18 protein-coding genes and 1 tRNA gene are annotated in these 16,420 nt (G+C 61.8%); 7 read left to right on the top strand and 12 right to left on the bottom strand.

The genetic code is table 11. From position 1 onward, the window contains the following. Nucleotides 1–168: 168 nt before the first annotated feature. A complete protein-coding gene (locus CHH27_RS17510) occupies nucleotides 169–2,379 on the bottom strand; it encodes a molybdopterin cofactor-binding domain-containing protein (RefSeq protein WP_094072720.1) in 2,211 nt (736 codons plus the stop codon). Continuing rightward, entirely contained in the window at nucleotides 2,379–2,849 is a 471-nt protein-coding gene (locus tag CHH27_RS17505; protein WP_094072719.1) for a (2Fe-2S)-binding protein, read from the bottom strand. The genes CHH27_RS17510 and CHH27_RS17505 overlap by 1 nt, the downstream gene beginning before the upstream one ends. Before the next feature lie 225 nt (nucleotides 2,850–3,074). Here CHH27_RS17505 and CHH27_RS17500 point away from each other — a divergent pair, with 225 nt between their 5' ends. Then, on the top strand, nucleotides 3,075–3,632 hold the full coding sequence (locus CHH27_RS17500; RefSeq protein ID WP_094072718.1) for a Crp/Fnr family transcriptional regulator: 558 nt from the start codon (nucleotides 3,075–3,077) through the stop codon (nucleotides 3,630–3,632). A gap of 82 nt (nucleotides 3,633–3,714) precedes the next feature. Here the strand turns inward: CHH27_RS17500 and CHH27_RS17495 are convergent, their stop codons facing one another. The 7 genes from CHH27_RS17495 to CHH27_RS17465 all read right to left on the bottom strand — a co-directional run bounded on the left by CHH27_RS17495 (nucleotide 3,715) and on the right by CHH27_RS17465 (nucleotide 8,603). After that, complete coding sequence (locus tag CHH27_RS17495; protein WP_094074833.1) at nucleotides 3,715–4,887, bottom strand: M20 aminoacylase family protein; 1,173 nt, start codon at nucleotides 4,885–4,887, stop codon at nucleotides 3,715–3,717. A 153-nt stretch (nucleotides 4,888–5,040) separates the two neighbouring features. After that, on the bottom strand, nucleotides 5,041–5,700 hold the full coding sequence (locus CHH27_RS17490; protein ID WP_094072717.1) for a methyltransferase: 660 nt from the start codon (nucleotides 5,698–5,700) through the stop codon (nucleotides 5,041–5,043). A gap of 1 nt (nucleotide 5,701) precedes the next feature. After that, complete coding sequence (locus tag CHH27_RS17485) at nucleotides 5,702–6,127, bottom strand: EVE domain-containing protein (RefSeq protein ID WP_094072716.1); 426 nt, start codon at nucleotides 6,125–6,127, stop codon at nucleotides 5,702–5,704. Beyond that, nucleotides 6,128–6,418 carry a YciI-like protein gene (locus CHH27_RS17480; RefSeq protein ID WP_094072715.1) on the bottom strand — a complete coding sequence of 97 codons (291 nt, stop codon included), beginning with the start codon at nucleotides 6,416–6,418 and terminating at the stop codon, nucleotides 6,128–6,130. A 184-nt stretch (nucleotides 6,419–6,602) separates the two neighbouring features. Then, a complete protein-coding gene (locus tag CHH27_RS17475; RefSeq protein ID WP_094072714.1) occupies nucleotides 6,603–7,610 on the bottom strand; it encodes an NAD(P)H-dependent glycerol-3-phosphate dehydrogenase in 1,008 nt (335 codons plus the stop codon). Then, a complete protein-coding gene (locus tag CHH27_RS17470) occupies nucleotides 7,597–8,079 on the bottom strand; it encodes an NUDIX domain-containing protein (RefSeq protein WP_208988269.1) in 483 nt (160 codons plus the stop codon). Before CHH27_RS17470 ends, CHH27_RS17475 begins: the two co-directional genes overlap by 14 nt. A 20-nt stretch (nucleotides 8,080–8,099) precedes the next feature. Further along, nucleotides 8,100–8,603, bottom strand: a complete 504-nt coding sequence (locus CHH27_RS17465) for an NUDIX domain-containing protein (protein WP_094072712.1) — start codon at nucleotides 8,601–8,603, stop codon at nucleotides 8,100–8,102. Between the two features lie 236 nt (nucleotides 8,604–8,839). Here CHH27_RS17465 and CHH27_RS17460 point away from each other — a divergent pair, with 236 nt between their 5' ends. Beyond that, entirely contained in the window at nucleotides 8,840–9,235 is a 396-nt protein-coding gene (locus tag CHH27_RS17460) for a hypothetical protein (protein ID WP_208988268.1), read from the top strand. Between the two features lie 10 nt (nucleotides 9,236–9,245). On the opposite strand, the gene tsaD is transcribed toward CHH27_RS17460, so the two are convergent. Beyond that, on the bottom strand, nucleotides 9,246–10,316 hold the full coding sequence (gene tsaD / locus CHH27_RS17455; RefSeq protein ID WP_094074832.1) for a tRNA (adenosine(37)-N6)-threonylcarbamoyltransferase complex transferase subunit TsaD: 1,071 nt from the start codon (nucleotides 10,314–10,316) through the stop codon (nucleotides 9,246–9,248). Nucleotides 10,317–10,444: 128 nt separating this feature from the next. On the opposite strand from tsaD, the gene hemC reads away from it, so the two are divergent. Then, complete coding sequence (gene hemC, locus CHH27_RS17450) at nucleotides 10,445–11,371, top strand: hydroxymethylbilane synthase (protein ID WP_094072710.1); 927 nt, start codon at nucleotides 10,445–10,447, stop codon at nucleotides 11,369–11,371. Nucleotides 11,372–11,378: 7 nt separating this feature from the next. After that, entirely contained in the window at nucleotides 11,379–12,095 is a 717-nt protein-coding gene (locus CHH27_RS17445; RefSeq protein ID WP_094072709.1) for a uroporphyrinogen-III synthase, read from the top strand. On the opposite strand, the gene CHH27_RS17440 is transcribed toward CHH27_RS17445, so the two are convergent. Further along, nucleotides 12,092–12,472, bottom strand: a complete 381-nt coding sequence (locus CHH27_RS17440; protein WP_157738966.1) for a hypothetical protein — start codon at nucleotides 12,470–12,472, stop codon at nucleotides 12,092–12,094. The genes CHH27_RS17445 and CHH27_RS17440 overlap by 4 nt on opposite strands. A gap of 42 nt (nucleotides 12,473–12,514) precedes the next feature. Beyond that, a complete protein-coding gene (locus CHH27_RS17435; protein WP_094072707.1) occupies nucleotides 12,515–12,808 on the bottom strand; it encodes a hypothetical protein in 294 nt (97 codons plus the stop codon). On the opposite strand from CHH27_RS17435, the gene CHH27_RS17430 reads away from it, so the two are divergent. The 3 genes from CHH27_RS17430 (at nucleotide 12,801) to CHH27_RS17420 (ending at nucleotide 16,354) form a co-directional block, all read left to right on the top strand. After that, on the top strand, nucleotides 12,801–14,153 hold the full coding sequence (locus CHH27_RS17430) for a hypothetical protein (protein ID WP_208988267.1): 1,353 nt from the start codon (nucleotides 12,801–12,803) through the stop codon (nucleotides 14,151–14,153). The genes CHH27_RS17435 and CHH27_RS17430 overlap by 8 nt on opposite strands. A 77-nt stretch (nucleotides 14,154–14,230) precedes the next feature. Then, the gene (locus tag CHH27_RS17425) at nucleotides 14,231–16,123 is read left to right on the top strand and encodes a heme biosynthesis protein HemY (protein WP_094072706.1); all 1,893 of its coding nucleotides are present in this window, start codon (nucleotides 14,231–14,233) and stop codon (nucleotides 16,121–16,123) included. Nucleotides 16,124–16,278: 155 nt separating this feature from the next. Continuing rightward, a tRNA-Thr gene (locus CHH27_RS17420) sits at nucleotides 16,279–16,354 on the top strand. Nucleotides 16,355–16,420: the final 66 nt, after the last annotated feature.

Here is a 16,420-nt window from a genome sequence, read left to right as displayed (position 1 = left end):
ATTTTGCAGGCAAGTAAATCAGGGCCGCACGTCTGGAAAAGGCGCGGTCGAAATGCGATAGGGGAGCCGCGGTTTTTTTGCCGCCGGCTCACCAGGTTCTTGCTCAGTCAGAACTGCCCTTGTAGGCGACTGATATGTCCGATACCCACAGGTCTGCCCGGAGTGTTTTTAGCCATCAGCCGCGAACGCCAGCTCGTCGAAATTGACGGGCAGCTTCAGTGCCCGATAACCGGTTGCGTCGCGCACGGCGTTTGCAAGGGCCGGAACGGTCGCGATCATAGGTGCCTGACCGGCGCCGGCCGGCGCCCTTGCACTGTCGCCGATAAGTGCAATTTCAAACTCGGGGACATGCTCTATCGTCGGTGTCGGATAGTCGCCGAAGCGGCGCGCCGACAGGCCGCCCCCCTGTATGGGAGCGGCTTCCATCAGCAACTGACCGATTGCCATCATTGCACAGCCTTCGACCTGCGCCCTGATCTGGTCCGGACTTATGGCAAGTCCGACATCCATGACAAATGTGCACCGCTCAACACGGATCATAGGCCGATTGCGATCAACGAAAACATCAAAGGCGGCGGCGACATAGCTGTGTTCCTGATAGATGCCGCAGGAAAACCCCCGTCCAAACCCTTCCGTTCTCGGCACAGTCTGGTTTTCGCACATCGATTTGAGTTCTGTGAGACAGGCTTTGAGGCGCGCCTTGTCCGGACCGAGATTTTCCAACCGAATCTCGACCGGATGCAGCTTGAGTGCTCTGGCGAGTTCATCCATGGCGCATTCGATGGCAAAGTTGTTGGGTCCGCCGCCGAGTGAGCGCCATTCACCAACATGAAACGGCAGTTCCACATCGCTCATCTCGATCCGCTGGCGTACCGCCCTGTAGGGCGGCTTGAGATTTCGGGCCGCGCCGAAATCATGCATGACCATGCGCATGCCGGAGAGAAGCGGTTCGGATGCCATCAGTTCGGTGAGAAGAACATGGCCACTCACACAGGCGTGCCGCCAGTCGGTAATCCGGCCATTCCCGCCAGCGCGAATCTGCAAGCGATGCGACGAGGGCGGCCTTGTCCGGTCCGCCAGGAACTCGTCTTCGCGGGACCACGTAACCTTGACCGGGCGCTGTACGTGTTGCGCCAGCAACACGGCTTCGCGCACCACATCGTAAAGCACACGCCCACCAAACCCGCCTCCGACGCGCATTGGATGGATCGTGACCCGGTCTACCGGCCAGCCAAGATCGGCCGCCGCCTTTTTCCGGTTGACGAACTGGTCCTGAGTTCCGGTCCAGACATCGACAACCTCACGCCCGTCGCGCCGGCTGAATTCCGCAACCGCCGTGCGCGGCTCCTGTGCCGCGTGATGCAACACGGGTTGGTCAAAGCGCATGTCGACTGTCCAATCAGCAGACAGATCCATATCGTCGTCGGTGATCGCGTGCTCAAGGTTTCCTTTGGCGAGAGCTGCGTCGACATCGATCAAGGCCGCTATGTCTGCAGTGGAATAGGGATCAGGCTGATTCCAGGTCACTTGAACAAGGTCCATGGCCTGGTTCAGCGCGCCGGGTGTTTCGGCGACCACACCGACCAGGCCGCGCGATCTGTCGACAACTACCTGGATAACGCCCGGAAGGTCCTGTGCGCCATTCCGGGCAACATCCAGGATGCGGGCATCCGGCGAGGGCGCTTGAACGGCACGTCCGAATGCCATGTTCGGCCGCCGGATGTCGCCGGCAAAGACCGGGGCGCCGATGACGATCTCTTCGGCCTGTACCTGAAGCGCGACCCGGCCGATTTGCCGCTTTTCTCGTTCAGGGGCGAACGCGTAAGAGGTGGCCGGCGGCAATTTGTCGGTCGAAAGGATGAGATCAACCCCTTCAAGCGCGTCCGCATAGGAAATGAAAGCACCGCTTCTTTCGTGAAACCCCCCGTTCGCGTCGTCAAGCCGATTGGGGTTCGTCCCGGCGACGGCCGCAGCTCTGCGCCGGAGTTCTTCGCGCAACTGCGCCGCGGCATCGGCAAGCGGGCGTGCATGCAGGGCAATCGCCTGGCTGCCAGTCGTGAAGCGCATATGCGGAACGTCACTGGTTGAGGGGAACTCAACTTCCACATTGCCGCTGTCGACATTGAGCTCTTCCGCCACGATCTGGGCGAGGCCGAGAGACGAACCTTGCCCCATTTCATGAACCGGGCTCAGCATCGAAACCTGTCCATCGGCGCCGATCTTGAGCCAGGCCGCTTCCTGGAAGTCGGGCGTCGCGAGCGAGGGCAAAACCGGGAAGTACCGGCGCCCTGCCAGATAGGTGAGCGTGAGGCCGGCTGCGGCAGCGGCACCACCTTTAAGCAGCCCTCGACGCGTTATCCGCCGTTTTGCTTTTGACATCACGACTTGCCTCGCATTTCACTGGCGGCGCGATGAATTGCCTTGAAAATGCGGGCCTGTGTGCCGCAGCGACACAAATTGGAACGCATTCGCTCTACGACCGATTGCTTGTCCGGTTCCGGGTTTTCTTCCAGAAGCGCGACGGCCTGCATGATCTGTCCGGCCTGGCAGTAACCGCATTGGGCGACTCTTTCGTCAAGCCAGGCGCGTTGGACCGGGTGAAGCCCGCCACCCACCCCCTCGAGGCCTTCCAAGGTTCGGATATGTGCCGGAAAGGCGTCCGAAACCTGCATCTGACAGCTTCGCTTCGCTTTGCCATCGACATGAACCACACAGGCTCCGCAATCTCCGTGCCCACAGCCAAATTTTGCGCCGACAAGACCCAGGAGTTCGCGCAATGTTGAAAGCAGTGTTTCACCCTGCCAGGTTTCCGGGATGTCGTGCAGGGAACCATTCACGTTGAGCTTCATACATCTGCCTTTCTTCTCAGCGCTCCGGGCGGTGGCGGCGCACAAGGTGAACCTCACACGAAAGGCACCCGGCACGTTGTGCAGGTTGGACGCGCTGTTTGGTGATCTAAGGAAAAACCGGCAGGCCGGGTGTCGCCCGGTCGTTGGCAACTTGAGATCTAGCACCTATGTGAGAACTGCTTAGCACAATCGCCAAACGCTCGAATTATCATAGGATAAGAACCAATGAGCTTCCGGGAAACGCTGCTGTCTGCAGGTGTCGACATGAGCCCTGTCGAGGAATTTGTTGAAAGAAAACGGTTCAATACTTCGGAAAGCGTCATTAAGCAGGGCGAATTCAACAAGAATATTTACAAGATCACGTCCGGCTTGATCAAATTGGTATATGTTACGCGTAGCGGTTCCAGCTATACGAAGTCGTTCCTTGAAGTAGGGGCGATTTTCGCTTCCATGACAAGTACGCTCGCCGGTGAACCAGCCCGGTTTTCAGCTGTCTGTCTGACAGATGTCGAGGTCGAACAGCTGCCGGCCCACAAGTTCAGGGAACTCACGGACAGCGATCCGGCAATGCTCAGGTTCTCCAATCAAATGTTCCGCCGCCTCGCGCTTCGGAATGAGGAACGCGAATACGATTTCCTCTGCCTCAGCGCCGCAGAACGATACGAAAAGTTCCTGCGTGGCTCTCCCGGGCTTGCAAGGCAGCTCACGCAAATTGAGATTGCAGCCTATCTGGGTATCACGCCTGTATCGCTCAGCAGGATACGCGCAGGTCGAGCCGGGTGAACTGTCGGCTCACCCGGCAGGCTTGACGGCGGACTTGGCAGGTCGCCTGGCCCCTGATCGATTAACCCTACCTATGGCTCTCTCAGGCAGCTGCAGGCAGGGCCGTTTCGACCAGCTTGACCCAATAGGAACAGCCGACCGGGATCAGCTCGTCGTTGAAGTCATATTCAGGATGGTGGAGGCCGGCGCTGTTGCCGTTGCCGGCAAAGATGAAGGCGCCCGGGCGCTCTTCCAGCATGTAGGAGAAGTCCTCGCCGCCCATCATCGGGTCGATGTTGCGGTTGACCTTGCCGACACCGGCGATGCCCTCTGCAATCTCCGCGGCAAAATCGGTCTGTTCGTCGTGGTTGGCCGTGACCGGATAGCCGCGGCGGAACTCAAGCACCGCCTTGGCACCGAACGTGTCGGCAACCGAGGAGACAATGGTCTCCATGCGGGCCTGCGCGAGGTCGCGCATTTCCGGGCTCAGGGTGCGGACCGTGCCGCGCAGGAGCACTTCCTGCGGAATGACGTTGAACGCGTTGCCGGCCTGGAACACGGTCACGGAGACGACGACCGAGTCGAGCGGATTGGCATTGCGGCTGGCAATGGTCTGCAGGGCGGACACCATCTGGGTGCCGACGACAATCGGATCGATGGTTTCATGCGGTTTGGCCGCATGGCCGCCCCTGCCGGTGATCTCGATGCGGAATTCGTCGGTGGCAGCCATGATCGGGCCCTTGCGGATGGCAAATTCGCCAACCGGCATGCCCGGGAAATTGTGCATGCCATAGACTTCCTCGATCGGCCAGCGGGTCATCAGACCGTCGTCGATCATGGCCTTGGCGCCGGCCCCGCCTTCTTCGGCCGGCTGGAAGATCACCACCACCGTGCCGTCGAAGTTACGGGTCTCGGAGAGGTATTTGGCAGCGCCCAGCAGCATGGCGGTGTGACCGTCATGGCCGCAGGCATGCATCTTGCCCGGGATCTTGGAGGCGTAGTCCTTGCCGGTCGCTTCCTCGATCGGCAGGGCATCCATGTCGGCGCGCAGGCCGATGGTCTTGCCGGCACCGCCGTTGCGGCCCTTGATTACGCCGACCACACCGGTCTTGCCGATGCCGGTCGCAATCTCGTCAACGCCAAAGCTTTGCAGCAGCTCGGAGACCTTTTCCGCCGTACGCACCGTCTCGTAAAGAACTTCCGGGTTTTCGTGAATGTCGCGACGCCACGCGGTGATCTCGTCGGCCAGATCTGCAAGGCGATTAACGATGGGCATGAAGGACTCCTGAAGATACGAAACGAAGGCGGGATAGGCATTCAAGCGGCTAACCTATCGCAAGCGGCAAAAAGGGGAAGTGGGGCTGAAGAAAAAAGTGATCACATTCCCACAACGGCATCAGTCTGTTTCTCTCTGACGGGTGCGGGCGCATTATTTTTCCGTCAGCCGAAACACTCCGGTGCGTTTGATCTCGTTGTCTTCCAGCGCGCCGACCACCGGGACTGTGTAAACCGCCAGTTCTTGAAGACGGTCTTTCGGCAGGTAGGAGCGCCCGGGATCGCCGACCAGCACCTCCATGCCGGCCTTCAGCAATCGATCCAGGAACGGGAGTACCTGACCGGCCATGGCCCGGTCGTAGAAGACATCGCCGCATATCACCACGTCGGCCTGCGGTACGGCGGCCTCTGTGATGTCGGCTGTTTCGATCGTCAGGGTAACCCCGTTCTCCGCCGCATTGAGCCTGGTTGCCACAAGGGCAAACGGGTCGATGTCCACGGCATGGCAGGTGCTTGCGCCCGCCAGCATGGCGGCAATGCCGACGAGACCGGAGCCGCAGGCAAAATCAACGACGCGTTTGCCCCTGACCAGGTCCGGTGTGTCGAGAATGTAGCGGGCCAGGCCCTGGCCGCCCGCCCAGGCAAAGGCCCAGAAGGGGGGCGGCAGGCCCAGTTCGCCAAGCTCTTCTTCCGTCTTCTGCCACAGGTCCATGGCTTCGTCGGCAAGGTGGAGGCGGATTTCCTCGGCATGCGGGACGGGCTTGACCCGGGTTTCTCTCCTGATGAAGGCAACCGGATCCTCAATCGCGGGCATCTCAGGCGGGTTCTTTCAGCCCGCCCATTTCGCAGACAACCTTCCATTCCTCTTCGGTGACCGGCTGGACCGACAGACGCATGGAGGTGACCAGCGACATCTTTTCAAGGCGCGGTTCCGCCTTGACCTGGGCGAGGGTCACGGGACTGGGCATGTCGCGCACGGCCTTGAAGTCCACGCATTCCCAGCGCGGATCGTCGGTGGTGGTGTCCGGATGGATCTCGCTGCAGACCTCGACGATGCCGACCACTTCCTTGCCGATGTTGGAATGGTAGAAGAACGCCTTGTCGCCGATTTCCATGGCCCGCATGTTGTTGCGCGCCTGGTAATTGCGGATGCCGTCCCACTGTTCGCCTTCGTCGCCCTTGGCCTTCTGCTGCTCCCAGGACCATTTGTCCGGTTCGGATTTGATCAGCCAGTACTGCACTTACGAGATCTCCGGATTCTTGATGGCCCAGTTCCAGGGGCGGATTTCGACACTCTCGAAGAGATCCGCTTTCGCATATGGATCTTCCTGGGAAATGGCGAGGATCTCGTCGCGGTTGGCCGCTTCGATCACCACGAGAGAGCCGGTCATGTTGCCGTCATCATCAAGGAACGGACCGGCGGCCTTGAGGCTGTCGCCCAGGCCTTTCAGAAAGTCGATATGGGCCGCGCGGTTGTCGAGGCGCGTCTGCAATGCACCGGGCTTGTCGGTGCAGATCAGGGCATAGAGCATGAAATGGTTCCCGGGTTAACGATTCTGCGTCGAACCTAGGGCCGGGAAGAGGCAAACTCAATGGGGAACTGAAAGCCCAGGCCGTCCAGCCGCTCTCTCTCTGCCGTGGAGGGAACTCGGGTGACGGAAAACCGGTTTTGCGCCTGGAGGGTATCGGGAGATATCAAGCGGAGTCGCAGCCGCTTCAAAGTCCTTCCGTCTCGGATTTCAACGGCCGTGCCATCAGCGTGTTGAGGGCATCGTCGATGCTGAGATCCTCGTCGATCATCTGGGCAACGGTCTCGCAGATCGGCACATCCACTTCGTATTTGCGCGCCAGTTTGACTGCAACGCGGGCAGAATAAGCGCCTTCGGCAAGTTTGCCGCCGGCCGAAATCAGTTCCGAGGCCTTGAAGCCTTCGCCCAGCCGGAGACCGAACGAAAAATTGCGGGACTGGCTGGACGAGCAGGTCAGGATCAGATCCCCGAGGCCGGAGAGACCAGTCAGGGTTTCGCCTTGGGCCCCCATGGCCGTGCCCAGCCGGGTGAGTTCGGCAAAGCCGCGCGCAGTCAGGGCCGCCTGGGCACTGGCGCCAAGCTTGCGGCCGACAACGGCACCACAGGCAATTGCCAGAACGTTCTTCAGCGAACCGCCGATCTGGGCGCCGAGAATGTCGATGGAGGCATAAGGCCTGAAACAGGGCGACTGCAGCGCTTCGCAGAGGCTGAGGGCCGTCTTGGCCGAGTTCGCGGCCACGGTAACGGCGGTCGGCAGGCCGCGCGCCACATCGTCGGCGAAGCTCGGGCCGGAAAGAATGCCCGGCTCAACGCCTGGCAGTTCCTCACCCAGAACCTTGGACAGGAGCAGGCCGGAGGATTGTTCGATGCCCTTTGCACACAGGACAAGGGGCCCGCGCACCTTTTCCGTCTTCTTCAACGCGCCCAGCATGGCACGTGTGGTTTGGGCCGGTGTCACCAGCAGAAGGGCATCGGCATCGGCAACCTCATCGAGCGAGCTCGTCGCCGACAAGTCCTCGTCAAAGGTGATGCCGGGCAGATAACGCGGGTTCTGGCGTCTTGCGCGGATTTCAGAGACGGTGCCGGGGTCCCGCGCCCAGAGCCGGACGTCCCGGCCTGCGCGCGCAGCCGTCAGGGCCAGCGCCGTGCCCCAGGCGCCGCCACCAATGACGCCGACCGTCTTAATGGCCCCCATTGATCTGCCCTTCCATGCGCGTCCGTAGTGTTTCAAGTGGCGCTCCAAAACCTTCAAAAAAGAGGGTCTCGGCAGGTGCATCCTTGGCGAACAGGTCAACCCAGAACAGGCGGAACCTGATCGGTGGACCGCCCGAGCTTGGTGAGGTTTCGAAATGTTCCCATTCTGTCGCAGGCTTTTTCCGGATCCGGCCGTGAAAATGCCGCTGTCGATGCACGCCGTCGAGACAATGGAGAACATTTTCGAAGATACGATCCTGATCGGCGAACGATTCGAGCGCGATATCCAATGAAAGTCCGGTCTCCTCGGCAAATTCGCGCCGGGCAGCGATCAGGTAGCTTTCGCCAGCGTCGAGCGTGCCGCCGGGAACCTGCAGCCCGACGTCCGGAAAATCCGGCTCGTCAAAAACGAGCAGGTCTGATCCGCAGGTAAGATAGACGTAGGCCTTGTGGTGGATCTGCAAAGTCAAGTCCTTGACATCAAACGGGTTCAGGCGGCTTTTCTCTGGTTTGGCAGTTTGCCGCGCAGCGTTTCCAAGGGCTCACCGAAGGCGGCAAAGAAGTTTTCCTGGTCCTCGGCTTCAGGGCCAAAGAGGTCAATCCAGAAGAAGCGGAACCGAATCGGATCACCGCCATTGCTCGGATGCATCTCGAAATGTTCCCAGCTGTCCCTGGGCCGGTTCTGCAGGCAGACATGGTAGTTGCGCCGGATGTGGCGTCCCTTCAGCGGTCTGCCTGACGGTGCCTTGAACTGGCCTGTGGCAGGCATCGTCTCGAAGGGGAGGTCCTGGCTGGAGAACTGTTCGAAGGCGACGTCCAGATCAAGCCCGGTCTCTTCGGCAAATTCTCTCATCGCGCCGTGCAGGAAGCTTTCGCCCGGATCCACCGTGCCGCCTGGAACCTGCAATCCAAGCCAGGGCGTGTCCGGCTCGTCGAACACGAGGAGGTCGGTCCCGCAGGTCAGGTAGACATAGGCCTTGTGATAGACGCGCATCTTAAAAAACAGTCCTCGTTGCTGCCCTGCCGCTTCGTAGCAGGCTGGGCGGTGCGGAAAAAGGGCAAGCGTGTGAATTTGCTCGCATAATTCTTCGGGGACAGGGCAAGAGTTATCTTTCAGATTAGAAAAATTATCGTAAAACAATAATTATTTGTTGATTAATCGGTTGAGTTTCCCTAGATACGCGGCGTCCGCCCGGACCGGCGGAGGATTGACCACTTTGGAGCGTTCCTTTGAAAACAGCTTTCTCGAACCCGATGTTTCTTGCCCCTTTTGCGATTCTCTTCGGACTGACGGCCTGCGGGCAAACCGGCTCGAATTACCGGCCGATCGTCGATGGTCCACTCGGCTATGCCTATGAAAACGATCTCGCCCAGTGCAAACAGCTGGCCGAGCAGCGCGGGCTCTTCAATGACGAGACCAAGATGGCCGCGCTTGCCGGTGCCGCCATTGGCGGTGTTCTTGGCGCCGTCGAAGCCGAGGACAATACGGCGCCGGGCGGTGCGGTGGTTGGTGCACTGGCAGGGGGTGCCATCGGTGCTGGCGGAGGCGCGGTCAAGGCCCATGGCGAACGCAAGCAGATTGTCATGAACTGCATGGCCGGGCGTGGCCACCGCGTGGTCGGCTAACGCGTCCCGGTCAGACCTTCGCGCCTTTCTTGCCCGCGCCGAGCACGCCGGCATTGGCCGCATCCAGTGGCCAGCGCGGGCGCGGCGCAAGCGCCATGTCGTCGACCGGCCCCTGCTGCAGGCGCTCGATGCCGGCCCAGGCAATCATCGCGGCATTGTCGGTACACAGGTTGAGAGGCGGGGCGACGAACCGTGCTCCGGCTTCATCAGCGGCTGCCAGCAGGCTGCTGCGGATTTCCTGGTTTGCGGCAACGCCACCGGCTACCACGATCACCGGCTCGGCCTCCGGGTGACGGGTGCTGAAGAGCTCCAGGGCGGATTTGGTGCGGGCCGCCAGGACATCGGAAACGGCCCGCTGGAAGGCGGCGCACAGATCCGCGATCGTCTGGTCGTCCACGGGCTCCAGCTTCTTGGCCTGGGTCCGAAGGGCCGTTTTCAGACCGGCAAAGGACATGTCGAGGCCGGGCCGATCAAGCAGCGGCCGCGGCAGTCTGAACCGGGTGACGTCGCCACTCACCGCCATCTTTTCAACATGGGGGCCGCCCGGATAGGGCAGGCCAAGCAGCTTGGCCGTCTTGTCGAAGGCTTCGCCAATGGCGTCATCAATGGTGGTGCCGAGCCGTTCATAGTCGCCGACGCCGCGTACCAGCAGGAACTGGCTGTGGCCGCCGGAGACCAGCAGCAGCAGGAACGGGAAGTCCAGATCGTCGGTCAGGCGGGCCGTCAGGGCATGGCCTTCCAGGTGATTGACCCCGACAAGGGGTTTGTCGGCGGCCATGGCAATTGCCTTGGCGGTCATGAAGCCGACAATCACGCCGCCAATGAGACCAGGGCCTGCGGTGGCCGCGACCGCGTCGATGTCGTCCCAGTCACACCCGGCCTCGTTCATGGCCTCCGCAACGATCCGATCGAGAATCTCGATATGGGCGCGGGCAGCGATTTCCGGAACGACACCGCCGAACTCCGTGTGCTCGTCGATCTGCGAACGGATGGTGCTGGACAGGATTGTCCGGTCCCCAGGACCTCGCACGACGGCCGCCGCGGTTTCATCGCAACTCGTCTCAATTCCCAGGACCGTCAGTTTGGTCGCATTGTCTTTCGAATTGACTGAAGTCATTGGTATCGGTGCGGTGGCCTGTGATAGGACAGGTATCAAAGAACAAACATATGTCCGGCGTCCTGCCGGGCGTAGCATCTGGACGGTAAACCTTGCAATCAAATCCTTTGCGCATCGGCACCCGGGGCAGCGCGCTGGCGCTGGCACAGGCTCATGAAACCCGAGATCGGCTGATGGCCGCCCACGCGCTTTCCGAAGACGCGTTCGAGATCGTTGTCATCAAGACCTCCGGCGACCAGATCCAGGACCGGCCGCTGTCCGAGGTCGGCGGCAAGGGGCTCTTCACCAAGGAAATCGAGGAGGCGCTGCTCGACAAGCGCATCGATATTGCCGTGCATTCCTCCAAGGACATGCCGACTGTCCTGCCAGAGGGGCTGGCCTTGACGGCGTTTCTGCCACGCGAAGACGTGCGGGATGCCTTCCTGTCTCCCAAGGCGAAAACGCTGACCGATCTGCCCCAAGGTGCGGTGGTCGGGTCCAGTTCGCTGCGCCGTCAGGCGATGATCAAGCGGCTGCGTCCAGACATCGAGGTGGTCATGTATCGCGGCAACCTGCAGACTCGGCTGCGCAAGCTGTCTGAAGGCGCCGTCGATGCAACCTTGCTGGCCGCCGCGGGCCTCAGGCGTCTTGGTCTTGAAGCGGAGATCACCAGCCTTCTGGAAATCGAAACGTTCCTGCCGGCCGTTGGGCAGGGCGCGATCTGCATCGAGAGCCGCGAAGGTGACGATGCGACGCTGGCGCTGCTGGCTGCCATTCACGACAGGTCGACCCAGGTCCGGCTCGACGCGGAGCGGGCGTTTCTGGCCGTGCTCGACGGATCCTGCCGGACGCCGATCGGCGGCCTGGCAACGGTGGATGGCGGCACCTTGACCCTGAAGGGCGTTGTCCTGAAGCCGGACGGCTCGGAAGCACATGAATCGTCCGCAAGCGGTCCTGTCGAGGAGGCTGCCCGGATTGGCCGGTCGGTTGGCGAAGACCTGAAAACCCGGATGGGTCCGGGCTTTCTGGCGGAGGGCTGACCCGAAGATGCGGCTGCTGGTCACCCGGCCTGAACCGGATTGCAGACGCACGGCGGAGCGATTGCGGGCGCTGGGACATGTTGCCGACGAGGCACCGTTGCTGCGGCAAATCGACATTGCTCCGGCTGAACTCGATCTCGAAAATGTTGCAGCTCTTGCCATATCAAGCCGGCGCTCGGTCGCCGTCTTGACAGGGCATCCTCAAATTGGCGCCCTGTGCGATCTGCCGGTGTTTGCAGTTGGCGAGGCCACGACGGACGCTGCCCGTGATGCCGGGTTCGGCACTGTTCTGTCGGCCCGGGGAGATGTCGCAGCGCTCGCGCGGTTGATTCTCGACAGGATGGAGGATCTTGGCGGCGGCAGGGTCCTTTATCCGGCGGCCGCCGACCGGGCCGGAGATCTTGAAGGTCTGCTGGAAGCAGGAAATGTCTCCTGCCGGACTGTTGCCATTTACCGGATGGATCCGGTGCCGGGCCTGCCGGACCCGGTTCTGAAGGCGCTGAAAGCGGCCGCATATGACGGCATTCTGATCTATTCGAAACGTACGGCAGAAGCCTTAGCCAGGTTGCTTCGGGGGCACCGGCTTGACCACATTTTGCCCAAGTTGACGGTCTACGCCCTGTCGCAACGGGCAGGTGCACCGCTTTCAAACGGAATGCGTGTGAAAGTGTCGGCCGCGCCAAATGAAAACGCGCTGCTGGATCTGGCGTTAACACAGTGTTAACCAGATCCGGGGGAGTCGTTCTTTTGCAGCGCGCAAAAGACTTTGCCGCAGCGGTACCGCTTCGCAAAGAGGTGTGTATAGTGAAGGTCTTGGAACCGGTAGGGTTCAGGAGGAGATGAGATGGCGACGGACAAGAAATCTTCGGGCGGGACATCTTCCTCGGGGGGAAGCGGCGCTGGATCTTCCGATAAATCCGGCAGCAGCTCGACGACTTCCAGCAGTTCGTCCAAGCGCCCGGTCACCATCGATCTGACCGCCGAAAAGGTTGGCGACAAACCGGGAACTGCCGGTTCGCCTTCCAGCACGTCCGCAGGCAGCGCCAAGCCTGGTGGCCCCAGCGCAGACAGCAAGCCCGCCTCGAGCAGTGCAGGCACCACGTCTAGCAGCCGGTCCGGAACATCACCGACAGGATCGACCGGCTACAGCTCAACCCGGCCGGGCGGGACAACGGGCACATCGCCTTCAGGCACGGGTTCCACGTCTGCCGCGTCCGCTGCCGGCAAGTCTGCGGATACGAAAAGCACGACGACCTCGTCTTCGAGCAAACCGTCTTCCGCGGGGAACACGACAAGTTCCTCGTCCAGCCGGCCGAGCTCGTCTTCCAGCAGTAGCTCGAGCACTTCGAGTGCCTCGCGCTCCTCCGGATCGACCTCCTTTTCCAGCCCGCCAGCCGCCGAAGAGCGCGGAGGCGTCGGTGCCTTCGGTGTGCTCATTGCAGCCGTGATTGGCGGAATTCTGGTGCTTGGGGGCGGTTTCGGTCTGTATCAGGCCGGGCTGGTCAAGCTCAATCCGGAGCAGAACCAGCAACTGGCGAGCGCGCTGAGCGCAGCTGAAAGCAAGATTGCCGATCTGGAGGCCAAACTCGGTGACGTCACCGCGAGCGTTTCCAGCCAGGATGTCGGCAGTGCCGTGTCGGCGCTGGAAGGCAAGGTGACGGAGCTGGAAGGCAAGCTCTCCGAGGCAGCCTCTGCCGCATCCTCCGATCTCGCCCCGGCCGTCGAGGCGCTGAAACAGGACATGGCAGGTCTGCGCAGTGATCTGTCATCCGTGTCCGGCAACAGTGGTGACGGCACGCCCGTTGACCTGAAGCCGCTCGAAGAGCGGATTGCCGCTCTTGAAACCTCCTCCCAGTCGCAGGCGCCTGTCGACCTGTCGCCGCTGGAGAAAAAGCTGACCGAACTGGAAACGAGCACCACGTCTGCGTCTTCTGAAGCGGACAAGCTGTCCGGTTCGGTGACCGGTCTTGAGACCCAGCTGAGTGATCTGAAAACGTCTCTGAGCGATGTCGAAACCCGGCTGTCAAACACCGAAGCAACGGCGAAAGCCGCCCAAACGGCGGTGTCCACCTCAGACGTGTCGCTAAAGACCCTGGCAGACAGCCAGGCCCGCGCCACCGAGACACTGTCCAGCCTGTCTGCGGACATCAAGTCCGTCGGTGCCGCCAACACGGCCGCGCTGGAAAGCGTCCGCGCCGAGCTGGATGCCATCTCCAAGAGACTGGCAGCGGTCGAGGCCACGATGGGCGATGCAACGGCCCGCGAGGTTGCGGCCCGGGCGCTGTCCGTCTCCGCGCTCAAGTCCGCGGTTGATTCCGGCCGTCCCTATGAAACCGAACTGGCCGCGGTGAAGGCCGGACTGCCGTCCGACATCGACCTGGCGGCGCTCGAAGCCCACGCCAAGACAGGCGTCGAACCGGTCTCCGTTCTGATCGCACAGTTTCCGCCGGTTGCGCGCAAGGTCTACCAGACCTTTTCCGAGCCGGACCGCTCCGGCGATGTCCTGGACAGCCTTCTGACCAGTGCACAGTCGCTGATCACCGTGCGCCGGTCTGGCAGCGGCAGTGGCGACGGGCCCAACGCAGCATTGCAGCGCATGGAAAATGCGGTGAAATCCGGCGATCTTGCGTCCGCCCTGGCGGCCTACAAGGAACTGCCGGAAGCCGGACAGGCGGCTGCCAGCGACTGGGCTGCCCGTGCCGAAGCCCGCGTTGAAGTGGACAGTCTGACGGACAAGGCTTCGCAGGAAGTGCTGAACGCGCTGGCGAACAAAGACAGTTGAGTGTCCGCCGGAAGACTTTCCAACGGACAAGGAAATCAAGCGCCGGAATTGTCCGGCCGTCGCAGGGAGCGAACTGAATGATCCGCGTTCTGTTCTTTTTCGGCCTCTTGTTTCTCGCCGCCATGGGCTTTGCCTGGATGGCGGATCTGCCGGGGACGATCCAGATCTCCTGGCCGGTCTATGAAAACGGCGAGCAGGTCGGCACGGATATCTGGGAGCAATCGCCCGCGATTGTCGCCGTGGTGGTTGCTGTGCTGCTGGCCATCTTCCTGGCCGTGGTCTGGGCGATCCGGGTCGTTCTCAAGTCACCGCAGATTGCCAGCCGCTTTTTTCGCCGCCGGCGCAAGGACAAGGGCTACAACGCCCTGTCGCTTGGTCTAATCGCGCTCGGCACGGGCAATGCCAAGCTGGCACGCCGCTATGCGGTTGATGCGGACCGCCTGCTGGAAGACGAACCTGCCGCCCGGCTGTTGCTGGCGCAGACCGCACAGCTTGCCGGCCGGGACGACGAAGCCCGGCAGCGGTTTGAAGCGATGCTGGAGGATCCGGCGACCAAGGCGCTCGGACTGCATGGTCTGTTTGTTGAAGCGGAGCGGCACAAGGAACCCGTGGCCGCACGCCACTATGCGGAAGAAGCGGCAAAGACAGCGCCCGGACTGGAGTGGGCAGGCAAGGCGGTGCTCGGCTACCAGGCTGTTGCACATCACTGGGACGAGGCGCTGAAAACGCTGGAACGCAACTACGCCGCCAAGCTTCTGGACAAGAAGTCCTACCGCCGCCAGCGCGCGGTCATCCTGACGGCGCTGGCGCAGAAACTCGAGGACGGCGAGCCGGAGCGTGCCTTCTCGCTGGCCAAGGAAGCGCATGGACTTGCGCTCGATCTGGTGCCTGCATCGGTTGTCACGTCTCGGCTTGCGACCCGCCGTGGCGACATCCGCAAGGCGTCCAAGGTGCTGGAGGCGACATGGCGGCTTAATCCCCATCCGGATCTCGCCGAGACCTATGCGCATGTTCGCACCGGCGATGCCGCCGTCGACCGGTTGAAGCGGGTCAAGGCGCTGTCGGCACAGCGGGCCAACACCGCCGAGGGGGCGATTGCGATCGCCCGGGCCGCCATCGAGGCGCGGGAGTTTGACGAGGCACGCAAGCAGCTGAAAAAGGTGTTGCAGTCCGAACCCACCCGGCAGGCCTTTGTGCTGATGGCCGAACTTGAAGAAGCCGAACATGGCGACAAGGGTCGGATGCGGGACTGGCTCGCCCGCGCCGTGACGGCCCCGATGGACAAGGTCTGGATGGCGGATGGTGTCATCTCTGCCGACTGGCAGGCCGTGTCGCCCGTGACCGGCCGTATTGACGCCTTTCAGTGGGTGACGCCGGAAAGTCTTGCCGACAGCGAAGGCGCTGTGCTGGAAGACAGCCTGTTTGATGCTCCGGCCTTGCCGGCCAGCAGTCCGGCCCCCGCGACGCCGACTGTTGCCGCCGGTGCGACAGCCGAGCCAGTTGAGGACGTCGCCGAGGCTGTCGTTCTGGAGGCTGAGCCGGTAGACACCGTCAAGGCATCTGCAAATGAAACTTCGCCAAAAGCGCCGACCGGCAAGCAGGGCTATGAAGGCACGACGGATGACGTCAAATACAGCCCGTCGCTGTCGAATCTGCCGGATTCCGCAAGCGCGGCCGCGGAGGCGACTGTGACGGCTTCCTCGGAAAAAACAGGTGAAAAAGACGCGCCAAAGACCGGCCCTGCAGCCGATCCGAAACCGGACAGCACGGCAGAGACGGTTGGTGACAGCGAGACGTCTGCAAAGTCCGAGGAACGTGCCAGGGACGAAAGGGATGGAAAAACCGCCGGCAAGGACGACATGAACCGGCCGATCGAATTTCCGCTGTCGCGCATGCCGGACGATCCCGGGCCGGACGAGGAAGACGACGACAAGGCCACCAAAACGCCAAGGCCACGGTTTTTCAACTGACGGTCTGTGGTGCTATCGTGAGTCGCAAGAACTTCGGTCGGGAAACCGGCAATCGGCGCTTGCATCTGACGTCAAGCTCCGGTAATTAGCGGCGCACTCGGGCCTTGCTCGAGTCGCCGCGCAGATTGCGCGATGTCCGGTCCGTTCCGGAACAAGCCGCTGTAGCTCAGATGGTAGAGCACGTCATTCGTAATGATGGGGTCGGGGGTTCGAGTCCCTTCAGCGGCACCACCTTTTCTTGCGCTATCGGCCTTCGGCCTACTTGAGCGCGGTTCTGGTTCGCTCGTCTCACCTGCC

The organism is Labrenzia sp. VG12 (genome assembly GCF_002237595.1).
GTDB lineage: Bacteria > Pseudomonadota > Alphaproteobacteria > Rhizobiales > Stappiaceae > Roseibium.
This window is presented reverse-complemented; position numbering and strand designations above follow the sequence as displayed.